This is a genomic window from Leisingera sp. CC-HEC096 (genome assembly GCF_059429235.1).
In genome coordinates, this window is sequence record NZ_JCAIJS010000001.1 from 2,420,126 (window position 1) to 2,433,104 (window position 12,979).

The following is a 12,979-nucleotide window of genomic DNA, read 5'->3' on the forward strand; positions in this document are numbered from 1 at the left end:
CGGGACGGCCGTCTTGGCCGCGGGCACCGCAGCAGCGTCATTCCTTCCGGACCGCGCTGAACCATTCCGCCATGAAGCGGCGGCGTTTCTCGGCGTCCAGATAAACCAGCAGACCAGGCCCCAGCTGGATCGGCCGTTTCGGGCTGGCGCTGTCCACAAAGGCGACCGGCGGCTGAGAGAAGGGATAGTTTGCCGCCGGCGGCTGCGACCAGGCTGCGGCCGCCAGGTGATCGACAAAGCTCCGGGCCAGACCGGGCCGCCGCCCGCCTTTCAGCAGAACGGCGGAACGCATCATCAGGTGGGTGTAATCCTCGGGGTCGATCACGATGATCTTGTCCGCCAGATCCCGCCGGGCCCGCGCATAGCTGCCCAAGACGTTATAGGCCACCAGGATCTCTCCGGAGGCGACGCTTTCGATCATGCTGGACGAACAGCAGAACAGCTGCGGATCCAGGCTGCCCATGACCTCCATCAGCCGCCAGTAGGTTTCCGCTGTGCGCGCGTCCTGGGTCGCAAAGAGATAGCCCAGCCCGCTGAGCGATACATCATAGGTACCCACCTTGCCGCGGAACCGCTCCGGCTGGGCGCGCAGCAGCGAAATCAGGTCCTGCCGCGTGCGCAAGGCTTTGCCGCCGGAAAACGCTGCGGCTGACACGACAATGGACGCAGGCTCCAGGGAAAAAGCAAACACATGGCCGCGCCATTCGCCCCATTCCGGGATCAGAGCGGTCGATGCGGACTGATGAGGCCGGGTGAACCCGTCATTGGCCAGTTTGGTTTGCAAATCCATGGCCGAAGACAGGGCAACGTCAAAGGGCTCCTGCCCCTCCAGCACCGCTTTCATCACCTCGCTGCTGTTGGCCACGGTGTACTCTATCGCCACCCCCGGATGATCCTCCAGAAAGCTGCTGATCAGCGGCTCCAGAAAGGCCGTGTCCGTGGTTGAAATCACCCGCAGCGGGGTACCGTCCTCAGGCCCGATCCAGTGCCGTTCCTCCACCTCGAACCCGGCTGCCGCTGCCGCCGCAAGGGTCAGGAACGTCAGGAGAGCGGAAAACAAAGCGTTACGCATGCGCCAGCTCCTGTTTGGCTGTCCTCGATGATCAGGCGGCCGCCGTGGGCTTCGGCCACCTCGCGGGCAATGGTCAGCCCCAGGCCTGAGCCGATGGTGTCCCCGGCATTGCCCCCGCGGACGAAACGGCGGGTCAGCGCCTCGGTATCCTCACCGGCAAAGCCGCCAGCCTCATCTTCCACTTGGATGCATGCCTCGCTGCCGGAGTTTGCCGAGCGGACCCATATGTCCCTCTCCCGGCCGGAATACTTGATGGCATTGTCCAGAATATTGCGGACCGCGTTCTGCAGCAGGATGGCATCGCCTTTGACGCGGGCATCGTCATCACTTTGGAAATGCAGAACAATATCCTTGAGCTCCGCCACCGGCTGCAGCCGCTCTGCCAGATCGCGGGTCAGCGCGGTCAGATTGACCTCCTCCTGCTCCAGGCTGTCAGTGCGGAACGACACCATGGCGTGATCCAGCAGCTGCCCGGCCGCGCGGGAGCTTTCGTCGATGGCGCGGATCATCTCGCGCAGGCTGGCCCGGTTTTCCTCCCGATCGACCCGCATCAGGGTAACCTCAGCCTGGGTGCGCACGGTTGCCAAGGGCGTGCGCACCCGGTGTGCGGCTTCGGCAATGAAATCCTCGGACCGGGTCAGCGAGGCCTGCAAGCGGCTGATGAAGCTGTTGAGCGAAGACACCAGCGGCGACATCTCGGCAGGCACCGGGCGGGTCACCGGGCGCAGATCCTTGGGCCCCCGCCGCGAAATCGCCTCAGTGAGCGACCGCAGCGGAGTGATGCTGGACTGCGCTGTCCACACCGCCAGGCCCGAGGCAAGCACAAAAAAGCCCACCCCCAGGTACAACGCGGACCGGAACAGCTGCTCCAGCAAGGCGGCCTGGCCGGTGCGCGTCTGAGCCACTGAAACCTGCACCGCCACCGGCGCGCCCTGCGCCGACAGGCGGCGGGACACAGTCACCGCCCGGATCGTCTCATCTTTGTACTCAGCGGTTTCGAACCGTGGCTGCCCCGGCTGCACCGGCTGGCTACCGGCGGGCAAATCGGTGTATCCGGTCAGCACCCCGGCAGGGCTGGCGATCCGGTAAAACACCCGGTCGTCGCTGACATTTCCCAGCATCGACAGGGCGGCATAGGGAATGTCGGCGGTGATCTCCCCCGCTTGCACCGACACGGAATCCAGTATCGACGTTGCCGAGGCCAGCAGGATCCTGTCGTGGCTTTCCTCGGCGACGTTGCGGACAAACCCCAGCACCGCAAAGAACAGGATCGCCGCCAGCAGCGCTGCGCTGCCCACCAGCTGCAGCAGCAGGCGGCGGCGCAGGGAGCCGCTCACATTGACCGCAGCGCTCATCCCAGGCTCAATCGGTAGCCAAGACCGCGCACCGTGGTGATCTGCACCCCGGACCCGGCCAGATGCTTGCGCAGCCGGGCGACATAGACCTCGATGGCATTCTCCGAAACTTCCTCGTCATAGGAAAACAGCCGGTCGACCAGTTTCGCCTTAGAAAAAATCCGATCCGGCGCGTTCAAGAACACCTCCAGCAAGCGCAGCTCCCGGTTGCGCAATGTGATGGTCGAACCGCCGGTGGACAGTGTTCCCGCCATCGGGTCGAACTGCAGGTTTCCGAATCGCCGCAGGTTGGAACTGCCGCCGCCGCGCCGCCGCAGCACCGCCCGGCAGCGTGCTTCCAGCTCGGAAAAATCGAACGGCTTGGTGATGTAATCATCGGCGCCAAGGTCCAGCATCCCGACCCGGTCAGAGACCTCCGAGCGGGCCGTCAGAACGATCACAGGGGTTTCCTTCGCATTCTCCCGGTGGGCCTTCAGGAAGCTGCGCCCATCCCCGTCCGGCAGCATAATATCCAGTAAAATCAAATCGTAATCAGTGGTGAAGGAAAACGCGGAGGCAGTGCTCACATCCGGCGCATGATCCACAACATGCCCGTCCAGCCGCAGCCGGTCCAGAATGGCCTTTGCCAGGCTTTCGTTATCCTCAACCAGCAGGAAGCGCATCGGCGCGGCTCCTTTCCAAACTGTTCTTGGCGGCCCCGTGACAGGTTTGTGTCAGCTTGCTGTGCTCACTTTCAGTCATGAGCGGCTTGACCGCATTTTGTCAAATGGGAGGACAACATGAACAAATGGACCCTGACCCGCCGCGCCGCGCTGGCGGCCACCGCGGCAGCGCTGGCTTTTGCCGCCCCGTCCTGGGCCGAGGAGCAGGTGGTCGACAGCATCCACTTCCTGATCCCCGGCGGCGCAGGCGGCGGCTGGGACGGCACCGCCCGCGGCACCGGCGAAGCGCTGACCGAAGCCGGGCTGGTGGGCAAGGCGTCTTACGAGAACATGTCCGGCGGCGGCGGCGGCAAGGCGATCGGCTACCTGATCGAAAACGCCGCCAGCCAGCACGGCACGCTTATGGTGAATTCCACCCCGATCGTGATCCGCTCGCTCACCGGCGTGTTCCCGCAGAACTTCCGCGATCTGACGCTGGTGGCAGGCACCATTGGCGACTATGCGGCCATCGTGGTGGGCAAGGACAGCCCGATCAATTCAATGGAGGACCTGCTGGCCGCCTACAAGGCCGACCCGCGCGGCACCGCGGTTGGCGGCGGCTCGGTTCCGGGCGGCATGGATCACCTGGTTGCGGCGATGGTGATGGAGGCCGCGGGCGAAGACCCGACGGCGGTGAAATACATCCCCTATGACGCGGGCGGCAAGGCCATGGCAGCGCTGCTGTCGGGTGAAATCGCGGCGCTCAGCACCGGGTTTTCCGAAGCCATCGACCTGGCCAATGCCGGAGAGGTGAAGATCATTGGCGTCACCGCCGATGAGCGCGTGGACAGCTACCCGGACGCGCCGACGATGAAGGAACAGGGGCTCGACACCACCTTCGTTAACTGGCGTGGCTTCTTCGCGGCCCCCGGCCTGCCCGAGGACAAGCTGGCCGCCTACCAGGATGCGCTCGCCAAAATGTACGATACCCCGGAATGGGAAGAGGTCCGCGCCCGCAACGGCTGGGTCAATATCCACAACAGCGGCGATGACTTCCGCGCCTTCCTGGAGGACCAGGAACAGGCGATCGGCGATCTGATGAAGAAGCTCGGCTTCCTCTGAGCCCGGCGCAACCGCGGGGGCTTTGCCCCCGCACCCCCAGGATATTTTCAGCCAGAAGAAGCCCGCCCCCAAACTGCCGATAACTGATTGGCTTTCGCGCCCGGCGGCGCTGAAAACTGTTTTCAGAGCGCGGGCACAGTCCTTCTTCTGGCTGCAAATACCCCGGGGGAGCCGCGCAGCGCGCGGCGGGGGCAGCGCCCCCTTTCCTTCCACTCCCTCTAAATACCGGAGGAGAACATGGCACTCGACCGCTGGATTGCCCTGGTCATTCTGATGATCTGCCTCGCCTACGGCTATGCGGCCTTCTTCACCATGGATGCCGCCTTGCCGCCCTTCATGAAACGCAACCCGATCTGGCCCAGCACCTTTCCCAAGATCCTGTCGGTGATGGCCATCCTGGTGGCCCTTTACGTGCTGCTGGGCTTTGAAAAGGGCGCTGACGACCCGAAACCGATGGACATCAACTACCGCCGCCTGACGGAGTACAAGCTGGGCCAGGCGCTGGCGCTCTTGGGGCTGATGGCGGCCTATGCGCTGCTGCTGCGGCCTGCGGGCTTCCTGCCCGCCACAGTGGGCTTTCTGGTTGCAGGCGCCTGGGTGCTGGGTGAGCGCAAGCTGCACATCCTGCTGCCCGTCACCGCCGGGGCGGCCGGCGTGGTCTGGTATCTGGTGCAGGAGGTGCTTGGCATCTTCCTGAGCCCCTGGCCCGCATTTCTGACAAACGGAGGCTGACATGCTCGAAGGCATCATGGTCGGGCTGGGAACGGCCTTTTCCCTCACCAATCTTCTGATGGTCATCGGCGGCTGCCTCATCGGCACCTTTATCGGCATGCTGCCGGGGCTGGGGCCGATGTCGATCATCGCTATCATGATCCCGGTGGCGATCTCCATCGGCGACCCCTCCGCCGCGCTGATCCTGCTGGCAGGTGTCTACTACGGCGCGATCTTCGGCGGCTCCACCTCCTCGATCCTGATCAACGCGCCCGGCGTCGCCTCTACCGTGGCGACCAGTTTCGACGGCTACCCGCTGGCCCGCCAGGGCAAGGCCGGCAAGGCGCTGACGGTGGCGGCCATCGCGTCTTTCTCGGGCGGCACCATCGGGGCGATCCTCTTGATGATCTTCGCCCCGGCGCTGGCCACCGTGGCGCTGCTGTTCCATTCGGCCGAATATTTCGCGCTGATGGTGGTGGGCCTGTCGGCGATTGCCGCCTTCGCGGGCTCCGGCCAGGTCGGCAAGGCGCTGCTGATGACACTGCTGGGGCTGATCATGGCGACGGTGGGCGAAGGCGCGCTGTTCAACATGCCGCGCTTCACCATGGGGATTATGGATCTGCAGTCGGGCTTCGGCTTCATCACGCTTGCGATGGCGATGTTCGCCCTGCCAGAGGCGATGTACCTGGTGCTGGACCCCTCCCGCTCGAACTCCGGCAGCGGCAGCAACGAGATCAAGGACCTGCGCATCACCAAAGACGAGGCCAAGGCCATCGCCCCGGTGATCGGGCGCCAGTCGATCCAGGGCTTCCTGATCGGCGTGCTGCCCGGCGCGGGCGCCACAATTGCCTCTTTCCTCGGCTACGCGGTCGAGCGCAACATTGCCCCGAAGGAGGAGCAGGAGCAGTTCGGCAAGGGCTCTGTCAAAGGCCTCGCCGCGCCGGAAAGCGCCAACAACGCCGCCTGCACCGGCTCCTTTGTGCCGCTTCTGACGCTGGGCATCCCCGGCTCCGGCACCACCGCGATCCTGCTGGGGGCGCTGATTGCGCTGAACGTCTCGCCCGGGCCGCGGCTGATGGTGGATGAGCCGCAGATCTTCTGGGCGGTGATCATCTCGATGTATCTGGGCAACCTGATCCTCTTGATCCTGAACCTGCCGCTGATCCCCTACATCGCCAAGGTGCTGGCGGTGCCGCGCAACTATCTGATCCCCTTCATCCTGTTCTTCACCCTGATGGGGGCCTACATCGGCCAGAACAACGCCACCGAGCTGCTGATCCTGGTGGGTTTGGGGATCTGCGCGACGGTGCTGCGGTTTGCGGACTACCCGCTGGCGCCGCTGCTGATCGGCTTCATCCTGGGGCGGATGCTGGAGGATAATTTTGCCCGCTCGATGCAGCTCTATGACGGGCTGGGATTCATCCTGGAACGGCCGATGACCCTTGGCCTGCTGGGCCTTGCGATCATTCTGGTGGTTCTGCCCAGTTACCGCGCCCGGCGCGCCCGGCTGCGGGCCGAAGGGTCTGCCGACGCGGACTGATCCGCATCGGGGGCACGGCGTGCCCCGCCTGCCGCCCATCTCCGAAGGGGCGGCCAGAAGAAATTGCAGCTGCCGGACAAGCATTTGCCCGGCAGCGGCGGGTTCAACCGGCGGGGCAGCAACAGCCCCGCCAAACAGCCGCCGGATCACGGTACCGCTGTTACGCAGCCCCTTGCAGCTCAGGCACCAGGCCGAATTGCGAAGCAGGCGAAACATAATACGCTGCCAGGTCCAGGTTCACCTCCGGGTCGCAGGCCATCAGAAACGACCGGTATTCGCGCCCGTCATCATCGCAGATGTAACGGGCCGGCTCCCTGCGCACAGAGTACCCGAACCGTCTCAGCAACAACCCCAGGCTGCGCGGCGATAGCGACATCATCTCTGTGGCGCCAAAGCTGTAAGCCGCCTGGCACAGCCCGGCAACAACCAGCTTGGTCTCTATGGACGGCTGCGCAGCGTCCGCCAGGGTTTCGTCCATAACGAAACGGGTGCACTCCCATGTCCGGCCTGTCTCCGGGTACTCGCTCAGCAATCCGCCAGGTATGCCTTGGATTTTATCGTCCCTGGCATCCTTCAGCATATACGTCCAATAGCCGTCACTGCCGCCGCAGGACGCAGCACGCGCCCCGGCAACGATCCGGCGGCCCTGCGTGACAACCGAGTACACGGCTCCCGGCCGGTCGTACTGATCCTGTTCAAAAGTTCCATCGTGATTCAACCCCCAGCCGAGTTCATCCACCAGCTTCTGTTTGCGCAGGGCAAGAAATCCCTGATACGCCGCTTGGAAGCTGGACCGCTGTTCGTAAGAAAAAATATGTAGCTGCATGGCGCTCTCCTTTTTGCAGCGCCATGATCGAAGGGTCTTAGCCGTTTGAAATCCTGAAGTGTCAGATCAGTCCGAATTTTATTACTTGTGATATCAGCTGTGCGCTTGTCTTGGCTTCAAGCGCTTGCATCGCGGTCCGCCGCCGGGCTCTGACCGTTTCCAGCTTGACCCCTAAATTATCAGCGATTTCCTGATCTTTGCAGCCGTTGCACATCATCCTGAGAACATCTTTCACCGGAGCCGTAAGCGTGATTGCGTTGGACGGCTCAAATTCCAGCGCGTGCAGCGCATAGAGAGCCGCGCGGGCGATCCGCAGGTCTTCGCCCCTCCACTCAGGACCAGAGCAGCTCAGTACTGAGACGCGCCCGTCAGCGCTGATCGCCAGCGTATTGCCGTGGTTCAGCCCAAAGGCCGCGGCGTCTTCAAAAAACGTCTTTGACGCAGGAAAAAGCCGCTCAAGCTCTTTCCAGGTTGCCCAGCCGGTGCTGCTCAAACCGTACTGAATGGTCGGGTCAACAAGCAGGTAGGACTGGTCGACATAGCGATCCACCCAGTCCTTGGCATAAGTGCTGTGGACGAACACCGGTTCTACCCCGTTGAAGCCCACACCAATGGAATATCCGTTCTCAGATATTTCATCCAAGGACCTCAAAAGAATGCCGCGTATATCACTTCTCATATTGTAATCCACACGCATAGTATGCAACCAAATCAGATGATACCGCAAAAAGCGATTATCATAAATGATAAATACCTTACCCGGGCAAGACTATGCAAAGAGAAAAGATTACCGCGGCGACCTTAGAAGCGCTCTTACGCACGGTCGCCGAGGCCAACCAGGAAAGGCCCCGCCAGGGAACCCGCCTGTTTAAACGAATTATCGAAAGGATAGAATCAGCGCGCTCGGGCGCTGCTGATGAGCCGGCTAACTAGTATTGCGTCATCTTCCGTAAGATCCGCTGCTTTATCCAGAACGCTACGGTCATCTGCGTTCGGCTCATCTGAAAACAGATAAGCCATGTCTATATTTGCAACTTCACAAATCCGGATGATCCGCGCCACGGTCGGATTGAACCGGCCATTCAGCACCTTGCTGACGTACTCCGGATTATTGCCTGCCGCTTCGGAGACCTCATCATAGTCCAGGCCGCGGATGTCCAGCGCCTGACGAAGGCGCTGCCTCCAAAGCTCAATCCCCTCATCAGCAGAGAGTTGTGTTTTAGTGTCGTGTTCTTTCATAGCAGCAGCATACACAGAACTATAGTTCCCGCAAATAGAATTATAATTCGATCTACGATATCACTTAGTGCAGATATTCGCGGATCAGCCCCCAGAAACCGATTTACACCCGCACGCAGATAGAACTATATTTCTATCGCGGCAAATTGCGGGAGGACGCGATGACATTCAGGACTTCAAGACCCCGGCGGATCGAACCGCAGGGTACAGATTTCCTGAACAGGCCCGCAAGCACGGGCAGCCGCAGTTCCGGACAGTTGTTCTGCTTTTTTTGATGACGCTTGGAGTTTTTGAGATGAACGCCAGTAATGCCGCCCTCCCTGAAACGCAGGCAGAACGCATTCGGGCCGTGATTGCCGCAGCCCAAGACTACGCCCACGCACGCGAAGCATTCGATGCTGCCTCCAAGGGGCTGGAGCACTCGCACCATCAGAACAGCAGCACATCCGGCCAGCTTCTGGATGAACTCGACGCCGCTGCCGATGACATGGGCATGCGGCAAGCACGGGTTGCAGACCTGATCGCCTCGCTGGTCAGTGACGGCTCGCTGGAAACACTAAGCCAGCTCCTGGCAACCGAGGCAGCCGTTCCCCGCAGCAACGGCACCTAAGACCGCCTGCCAAGCGTCTCGCGCCGCAACGGCGCTGCCCGGCCCGGCAAGCCGGCAAACAGACTCCAAACCGCACGGCCGCTGATCCGCACCCTCCCGCCTGGCAGCGCGCGGGGCTATGATCGTTTTCCGAGGCTTAGGGCAGCAGCGTCAAACGGTTGAGGAACTGGGATTTCACCGTTTCCGCGTCCACTGTCATGCAGACGTTGACCGGCTCCCGCCCGCTGTCCGGCGCCGCCAGCGTAGCGCCGGAGGTTTCGCCCTCGCAGGAGACCACAAGCGGCACCTCACGCATACCGAACAGTTCCGGATGGGTGCAGGCAATCACCGCCGCCGGGTCATGCAGCGAACAGCCATTTTTGCCCGCAACCTCCTGATAGAACTTGAGGTAGAAATACGACATTTCCTGAAGCATCCCGCCCAGATCCGGCGACTTGGCCGCAATCGCCTCGAAATCCTCCGCCAGGCAAAGGATCCGGTGGGTGACGTCCAGCCCGACAAAGACCACCTTACCGCCGCCCTGGCAGACCACGTCCGCAGCGTGAGGGTCGTGATAGATATTGGCCTCGGCGTGGGGCGTGATGTTGCCGCCCTCTTCCAGCGAGCCGCCCATCACCACGATGGACTTCACGTTCCGGATGAACTCCGGATCGCGCTGCATGGCGAGGGCAATATTGGTCAGCGGGCCGATCGGGCAGACCACCAGCTCGCCCTCATGCTCGCGCGCCATGCGGCACAGGAATTCCGCGGCATCCTCCGCCAGCGGTTTGCCCTTGGGCTCTGCCGCGGGGATGTCGCCAAAGCCCTCCTCCCCATGCACATGGGACGAGGGTTTGAACGGCGGCAGCACCAGCGGCGCGGTGGCACCTGCGGCCACCGGCACGTCCAGCTCCGCCGCTTCCAGCAGGCGCAGCGCGTTGCGGGTGGCCGTCGCCGTGGTCACATTGCCGAAGATCGTGGTCAGCCCCAGCAGGTCAATGTCCGGCGCTGCGGCGGCGTAAAAGATCGCCATGGCATCGTCGATGCCCGGATCGGTGTCGATAATCAGTTTCACCATCTCTTGTGCCTCCCGGCTCACTTGAACTTGTCCATCAGCTTTTCCAGCGCCGACCGGGTGTCCGGCGCCGGTTCAGCCTTGGCCGCCTTCTCCGCCTTTGCTTCCGCCTTGGGTTTGGTGGTGGAGCTGCGCGGCGGCGCCACGCGCAGGGCGACCGCATTCATGAACTTGCCGCCATCGCCCTTCGCCAGCTCTGCCGCGCCATCTGAAATCCCGCGCATCAGGTCGTCCAGCCAGCCCTCATCCGCCTTGGGGAAGTCGCGCAGCACATAGCCCGCGACCGCGTCCTTGTGGCCCGGATGGCCGATCCCCAGACGCACCCGCGCATAATCCGCGCCGATATGCGAATGGATCGAGCGCAGCCCGTTGTGGCCCGCATGGCCGCCGCCCTGTTTCATCCGCGCCTTGCCCGGCGCCAGGTCCAGCTCGTCATGCAGCACCACCACATCGGCGGGCGTCAGCTTGTAGAACCGCATCGCCTCGCCCACCGACTGGCCGGAGAGGTTCATGAAGGTCTGCGGCTTCAAGAGCAGCACCTTCTCGCCACCCAGATTGCCCTCGCAGATCAGCGCCTGGAACTTGGACTTCCAGGGGGAAAACCCATGGTCCGACGCGATCTGGTCCAGCGCCATGAAGCCGATGTTGTGGCGGTTGCGCTCATATTTCGGGCCGGGATTGCCCAGCCCCACAAAGAGTTTCATGGCCTCTGCCCGCTTGCGTTTCCGTAGCCCTGAGTGATGCCCTATTTGGCCCCGGGAATCCAGAGGCCGGCAGGCTCAGGCAAAGGCCCGGTTCGCGGCAAACGGCGCCAGATCGATGTTGGGCTGGCGGCCTTCCGCCAGATCCGCGATCAACCGCCCGGTGATGCCGCCCAGGGTCAGCCCGATGTGCTGATGGCCAAAGGCATAAAGCACCCGGTCCGACTGCGGGCTGGGCCCAATGACCGGCAGCGAATCCGGCAGCGTCGGGCGGAAGCCCAGCCATTCGCTGTCCGGCTTGGGCAGGTCCCCCAGCATCTCCGCCCCCTTGCGGGCGATGTAGGCCAGCCGCCGCTGGTTCGCGGGCGCTTCCAGCGCGGCAATTTCCACCGTGCCTGTCAGCCGCAAGCCTTTGGAGTGGGGCACCGCGTAAAACCCCGCCTCACCCCAGCCGACAGGCCGCGTCACCCGGTGCGCCTCGCCCGCATACATAAGGTGATAGCCGCGCTCGGTGCCCAGCGGCAGCTTGTCCGTGCCCGCCCCTTTGATGCGTTTCGAGAAAGCCCCGCTGGCGATCACCGCCCGCCCCGCGGTCAGGCTTTGACCGTCCGCCCGCAGCTCCACTACGTTGTCCGAGGTCCTGATCGCTTCCACCGGCGCCCGCAGCGTGGTGCCACCCAGTTCGGTGAAGGCCCGGTGCATCCGGGTGACCAGCTCCAGCGGGTCGCGCAAGTGCCGGGCGGCGTGGAAATGCACCGCGCGCTTGATGGGCAGGCGCAAGCCCGGCTCCATCTCCAGCGCTTCATCCGCACCGACCTCGCGCCAGGCCACCCCCAGCGCGCGGCGCTGCTCCAGGTCCGCCGTTGCCGCCTCCGCCGCCCTGGCGGTGGACCAGACCGACAGCTGGCCGCGCTCCAACACCAGGTCCTGGGCGCCTGCGGCCTCGATCAGCGGATTGATCCCGGCATCGGCGTGGGCCAGCAGATCCGCCAGATGCCCCGCGATCCGGCGCGAGGGCGCGGCGCGGCAGTTGGCCAGAAAGGACAGCATCCAGCGCGGATTGCGCAGCGCATGGGCATAAGACAACGACAGCGGACTGTCCTTGGAGAACATCAGGCTGGGCAGGCTCGTCAGCACCGAGGGGCTGTTCACCGGCAGGCAGGCATAGGTCGCGAGCGTGCAGGCATTGCCATAGCTGGTTCCCGACCCCGGCGGCTCCGGGTCCGCCAGCAGCACCCGGTGCCCGCGCATCTGCGCCCACAGCGCGCAGCTCATACCGACCGCGCCCGCGCCCGCAATGGCAATATCGTAATCGGCCATGCCCCGCTCCCCTCTGTTCAGGCGGAACTGGGGCAGCGGCGCCGGGGAAAGTCAATCGCTTGCGCAATGCGCAGCGCACAAAAGAAAACGGGCCCCCGGATGGGAGCCCGCAAAACCGTTGCCCGGATGGGCGCGGTTCTTATTGTTCGACTTCGGTCGCTTCGACTTCTGCGCCTTCTTCGCCTTCTTCCTCATCGGAGGACGCCAGGCCGGCCGGAGCCGCGATGTTGGCGATCACGAAGTCGCGGTCGATGGTCGGCTTGGAACCTGCGGGCAGGTCGACCGAAGAGATGGTGACCACGTCGCCGATGTTCAGGCCTTCCAGGTCCACAACGATCTTCTCGGGGATCTCGCCGGCGGTCACTTTCAGTTCGACTTCCGGACGCACGACGGTCAGAACGCCGCCCTTCTTGATGCCGGGTGCCTTGTCCTCGTTGATGAACTCAACGTGGATGAACAGGTTGATCTTCGAGGTGCGGCGCAGGCGCATCAGGTCGAAGTGGGTCGGCAGGTCCTTGACCACGTCGCGCTGAACGTCGCGGCAGATCACGCGCACGTCGTCCTGGCCTTCCACTTTCAGGTTCCACAGGGTGGACTTGAACTGGCCGGCTTTCAGCTTTTTCAGCAGCTCGTTGAACGGGATCTGGACTGCCAGCGGCTCTGCGTCGCCACCGTATACCACACCCGGAACCATGCCTGCGCGGCGCGCAGCGCGAGCGGCGCCCTTGCCTGTCCCCGCACGTTCCTGGGCTACGAGATCAGGAATCTCTTTTGCCATCTTACTTCTC

14 protein-coding genes are annotated in these 12,979 nt (G+C 63.4%); 4 read left to right on the plus strand and 10 right to left on the minus strand.

The window, feature by feature from the left end:
• Positions 1-37 precede the first annotated feature (37 nt).
• Genes AC5STI_RS11675 through AC5STI_RS11685 form a run of 3 tightly spaced genes read right to left on the minus strand, consistent with a single transcriptional unit; the run spans position 38 to position 3,089 of the window.
• Positions 38-1,072 carry an ABC transporter substrate-binding protein gene (locus AC5STI_RS11675; protein WP_495446769.1) on the minus strand — a complete coding sequence of 345 codons (1,035 nt, stop codon included), beginning with the start codon at positions 1,070-1,072 and terminating at the stop codon, positions 38-40.
• Positions 1,042-2,427, minus strand: coding sequence for a sensor histidine kinase (locus tag AC5STI_RS11680; RefSeq protein WP_495446770.1), 1,386 nt, complete (start codon positions 2,425-2,427; stop codon positions 1,042-1,044). The genes AC5STI_RS11675 and AC5STI_RS11680 overlap by 31 nt, the downstream gene beginning before the upstream one ends.
• Complete coding sequence (locus AC5STI_RS11685; RefSeq protein ID WP_495446771.1) at positions 2,424-3,089, minus strand: response regulator transcription factor; 666 nt, start codon at positions 3,087-3,089, stop codon at positions 2,424-2,426. The genes AC5STI_RS11680 and AC5STI_RS11685 overlap by 4 nt, the downstream gene beginning before the upstream one ends.
• Positions 3,090-3,206: 117 nt before the next feature.
• Here AC5STI_RS11685 and AC5STI_RS11690 point away from each other — a divergent pair, with 117 nt between their 5' ends.
• From AC5STI_RS11690 to AC5STI_RS11700, 3 genes are all read left to right on the plus strand, one after another.
• Positions 3,207-4,190 (plus strand): tripartite tricarboxylate transporter substrate binding protein, encoded by a 984-nt coding sequence (locus AC5STI_RS11690; protein WP_475047574.1) that lies wholly within the window; start codon positions 3,207-3,209, stop codon positions 4,188-4,190.
• Positions 4,191-4,427: 237 nt separating this feature from the next.
• Positions 4,428-4,922, plus strand: coding sequence for a tripartite tricarboxylate transporter TctB family protein (locus tag AC5STI_RS11695; RefSeq protein WP_421054398.1), 495 nt, complete (start codon positions 4,428-4,430; stop codon positions 4,920-4,922).
• A gap of 1 nt (position 4,923) precedes the next feature.
• Positions 4,924-6,441: a tripartite tricarboxylate transporter permease gene (locus AC5STI_RS11700; RefSeq protein ID WP_495446772.1), complete on the plus strand. Its 1,518-nt coding sequence runs from the start codon at positions 4,924-4,926 to the stop codon at positions 6,439-6,441.
• A 160-nt stretch (positions 6,442-6,601) separates the two neighbouring features.
• On the opposite strand, the gene AC5STI_RS11705 is transcribed toward AC5STI_RS11700, so the two are convergent.
• The 3 genes from AC5STI_RS11705 to AC5STI_RS11715 all read right to left on the minus strand — a co-directional run bounded on the left by AC5STI_RS11705 (position 6,602) and on the right by AC5STI_RS11715 (position 8,506).
• A complete protein-coding gene (locus AC5STI_RS11705; RefSeq protein ID WP_495446773.1) occupies positions 6,602-7,267 on the minus strand; it encodes an acyl-homoserine-lactone synthase in 666 nt (221 codons plus the stop codon).
• A gap of 61 nt (positions 7,268-7,328) precedes the next feature.
• Positions 7,329-7,964 carry a helix-turn-helix transcriptional regulator gene (locus AC5STI_RS11710; RefSeq protein WP_475047579.1) on the minus strand — a complete coding sequence of 212 codons (636 nt, stop codon included), beginning with the start codon at positions 7,962-7,964 and terminating at the stop codon, positions 7,329-7,331.
• 197 nt (positions 7,965-8,161) lie between these two features.
• Positions 8,162-8,506 carry a helix-turn-helix domain-containing protein gene (locus AC5STI_RS11715; RefSeq protein WP_490399604.1) on the minus strand — a complete coding sequence of 115 codons (345 nt, stop codon included), beginning with the start codon at positions 8,504-8,506 and terminating at the stop codon, positions 8,162-8,164.
• Between the two features lie 295 nt (positions 8,507-8,801).
• Here AC5STI_RS11715 and AC5STI_RS11720 point away from each other — a divergent pair, with 295 nt between their 5' ends.
• Positions 8,802-9,116 (plus strand): hypothetical protein, encoded by a 315-nt coding sequence (locus AC5STI_RS11720; RefSeq protein WP_495446774.1) that lies wholly within the window; start codon positions 8,802-8,804, stop codon positions 9,114-9,116.
• Between the two features lie 136 nt (positions 9,117-9,252).
• Here AC5STI_RS11720 and AC5STI_RS11725 read toward each other — a convergent pair whose 3' ends face one another.
• The 4 genes from AC5STI_RS11725 to AC5STI_RS11740 all read right to left on the minus strand — a co-directional run bounded on the left by AC5STI_RS11725 (position 9,253) and on the right by AC5STI_RS11740 (position 12,969).
• Complete coding sequence (locus AC5STI_RS11725) at positions 9,253-10,173, minus strand: nucleoside hydrolase (protein WP_495446775.1); 921 nt, start codon at positions 10,171-10,173, stop codon at positions 9,253-9,255.
• Between the two features lie 17 nt (positions 10,174-10,190).
• Entirely contained in the window at positions 10,191-10,874 is a 684-nt protein-coding gene (gene pth / locus AC5STI_RS11730; protein WP_495446776.1) for an aminoacyl-tRNA hydrolase, read from the minus strand.
• Positions 10,875-10,949: 75 nt separating this feature from the next.
• Positions 10,950-12,191 (minus strand): NAD(P)/FAD-dependent oxidoreductase, encoded by a 1,242-nt coding sequence (locus AC5STI_RS11735; RefSeq protein ID WP_495446777.1) that lies wholly within the window; start codon positions 12,189-12,191, stop codon positions 10,950-10,952.
• Between the two features lie 139 nt (positions 12,192-12,330).
• Positions 12,331-12,969: a 50S ribosomal protein L25/general stress protein Ctc gene (locus tag AC5STI_RS11740; RefSeq protein ID WP_475047595.1), complete on the minus strand. Its 639-nt coding sequence runs from the start codon at positions 12,967-12,969 to the stop codon at positions 12,331-12,333.
• Between the last annotated feature and the right edge of the window lie 10 nt (positions 12,970-12,979).

Bases quoted from the DNA above. Each gene is read 5' to 3' on its own strand.
- AC5STI_RS11695 (WP_421054398.1), top strand. From the start codon at position 4,428: ATGGCACTCGACCGCTGGATTGCCCTGGTCATTCTGATGATCTGCCTC.
- AC5STI_RS11690 (WP_475047574.1), top strand. From the start codon at position 3,207: ATGAACAAATGGACCCTGACCCGCCGCGCCGCGCTGGCGGCCACCGCG.
- AC5STI_RS11715 (WP_490399604.1), bottom strand. From the start codon at position 8,506: ATGAAAGAACACGACACTAAAACACAACTCTCTGCTGATGAGGGGATT.
- AC5STI_RS11740 (WP_475047595.1), bottom strand. From the start codon at position 12,969: ATGGCAAAAGAGATTCCTGATCTCGTAGCCCAGGAACGTGCGGGGACA.
- AC5STI_RS11710 (WP_475047579.1), bottom strand. From the start codon at position 7,964: ATGCGTGTGGATTACAATATGAGAAGTGATATACGCGGCATTCTTTTG.
- AC5STI_RS11720 (WP_495446774.1), top strand. From the start codon at position 8,802: ATGAACGCCAGTAATGCCGCCCTCCCTGAAACGCAGGCAGAACGCATT.
- AC5STI_RS11700 (WP_495446772.1), top strand. From the start codon at position 4,924: ATGCTCGAAGGCATCATGGTCGGGCTGGGAACGGCCTTTTCCCTCACC.
- AC5STI_RS11675 (WP_495446769.1), bottom strand. From the start codon at position 1,072: ATGCGTAACGCTTTGTTTTCCGCTCTCCTGACGTTCCTGACCCTTGCG.
- AC5STI_RS11680 (WP_495446770.1), bottom strand. From the start codon at position 2,427: ATGAGCGCTGCGGTCAATGTGAGCGGCTCCCTGCGCCGCCGCCTGCTG.
- pth (WP_495446776.1), bottom strand. From the start codon at position 10,874: ATGAAACTCTTTGTGGGGCTGGGCAATCCCGGCCCGAAATATGAGCGC.
- AC5STI_RS11685 (WP_495446771.1), bottom strand. From the start codon at position 3,089: ATGCGCTTCCTGCTGGTTGAGGATAACGAAAGCCTGGCAAAGGCCATT.
- AC5STI_RS11735 (WP_495446777.1), bottom strand. From the start codon at position 12,191: ATGGCCGATTACGATATTGCCATTGCGGGCGCGGGCGCGGTCGGTATG.
- AC5STI_RS11725 (WP_495446775.1), bottom strand. From the start codon at position 10,173: ATGGTGAAACTGATTATCGACACCGATCCGGGCATCGACGATGCCATG.
- AC5STI_RS11705 (WP_495446773.1), bottom strand. From the start codon at position 7,267: ATGCAGCTACATATTTTTTCTTACGAACAGCGGTCCAGCTTCCAAGCG.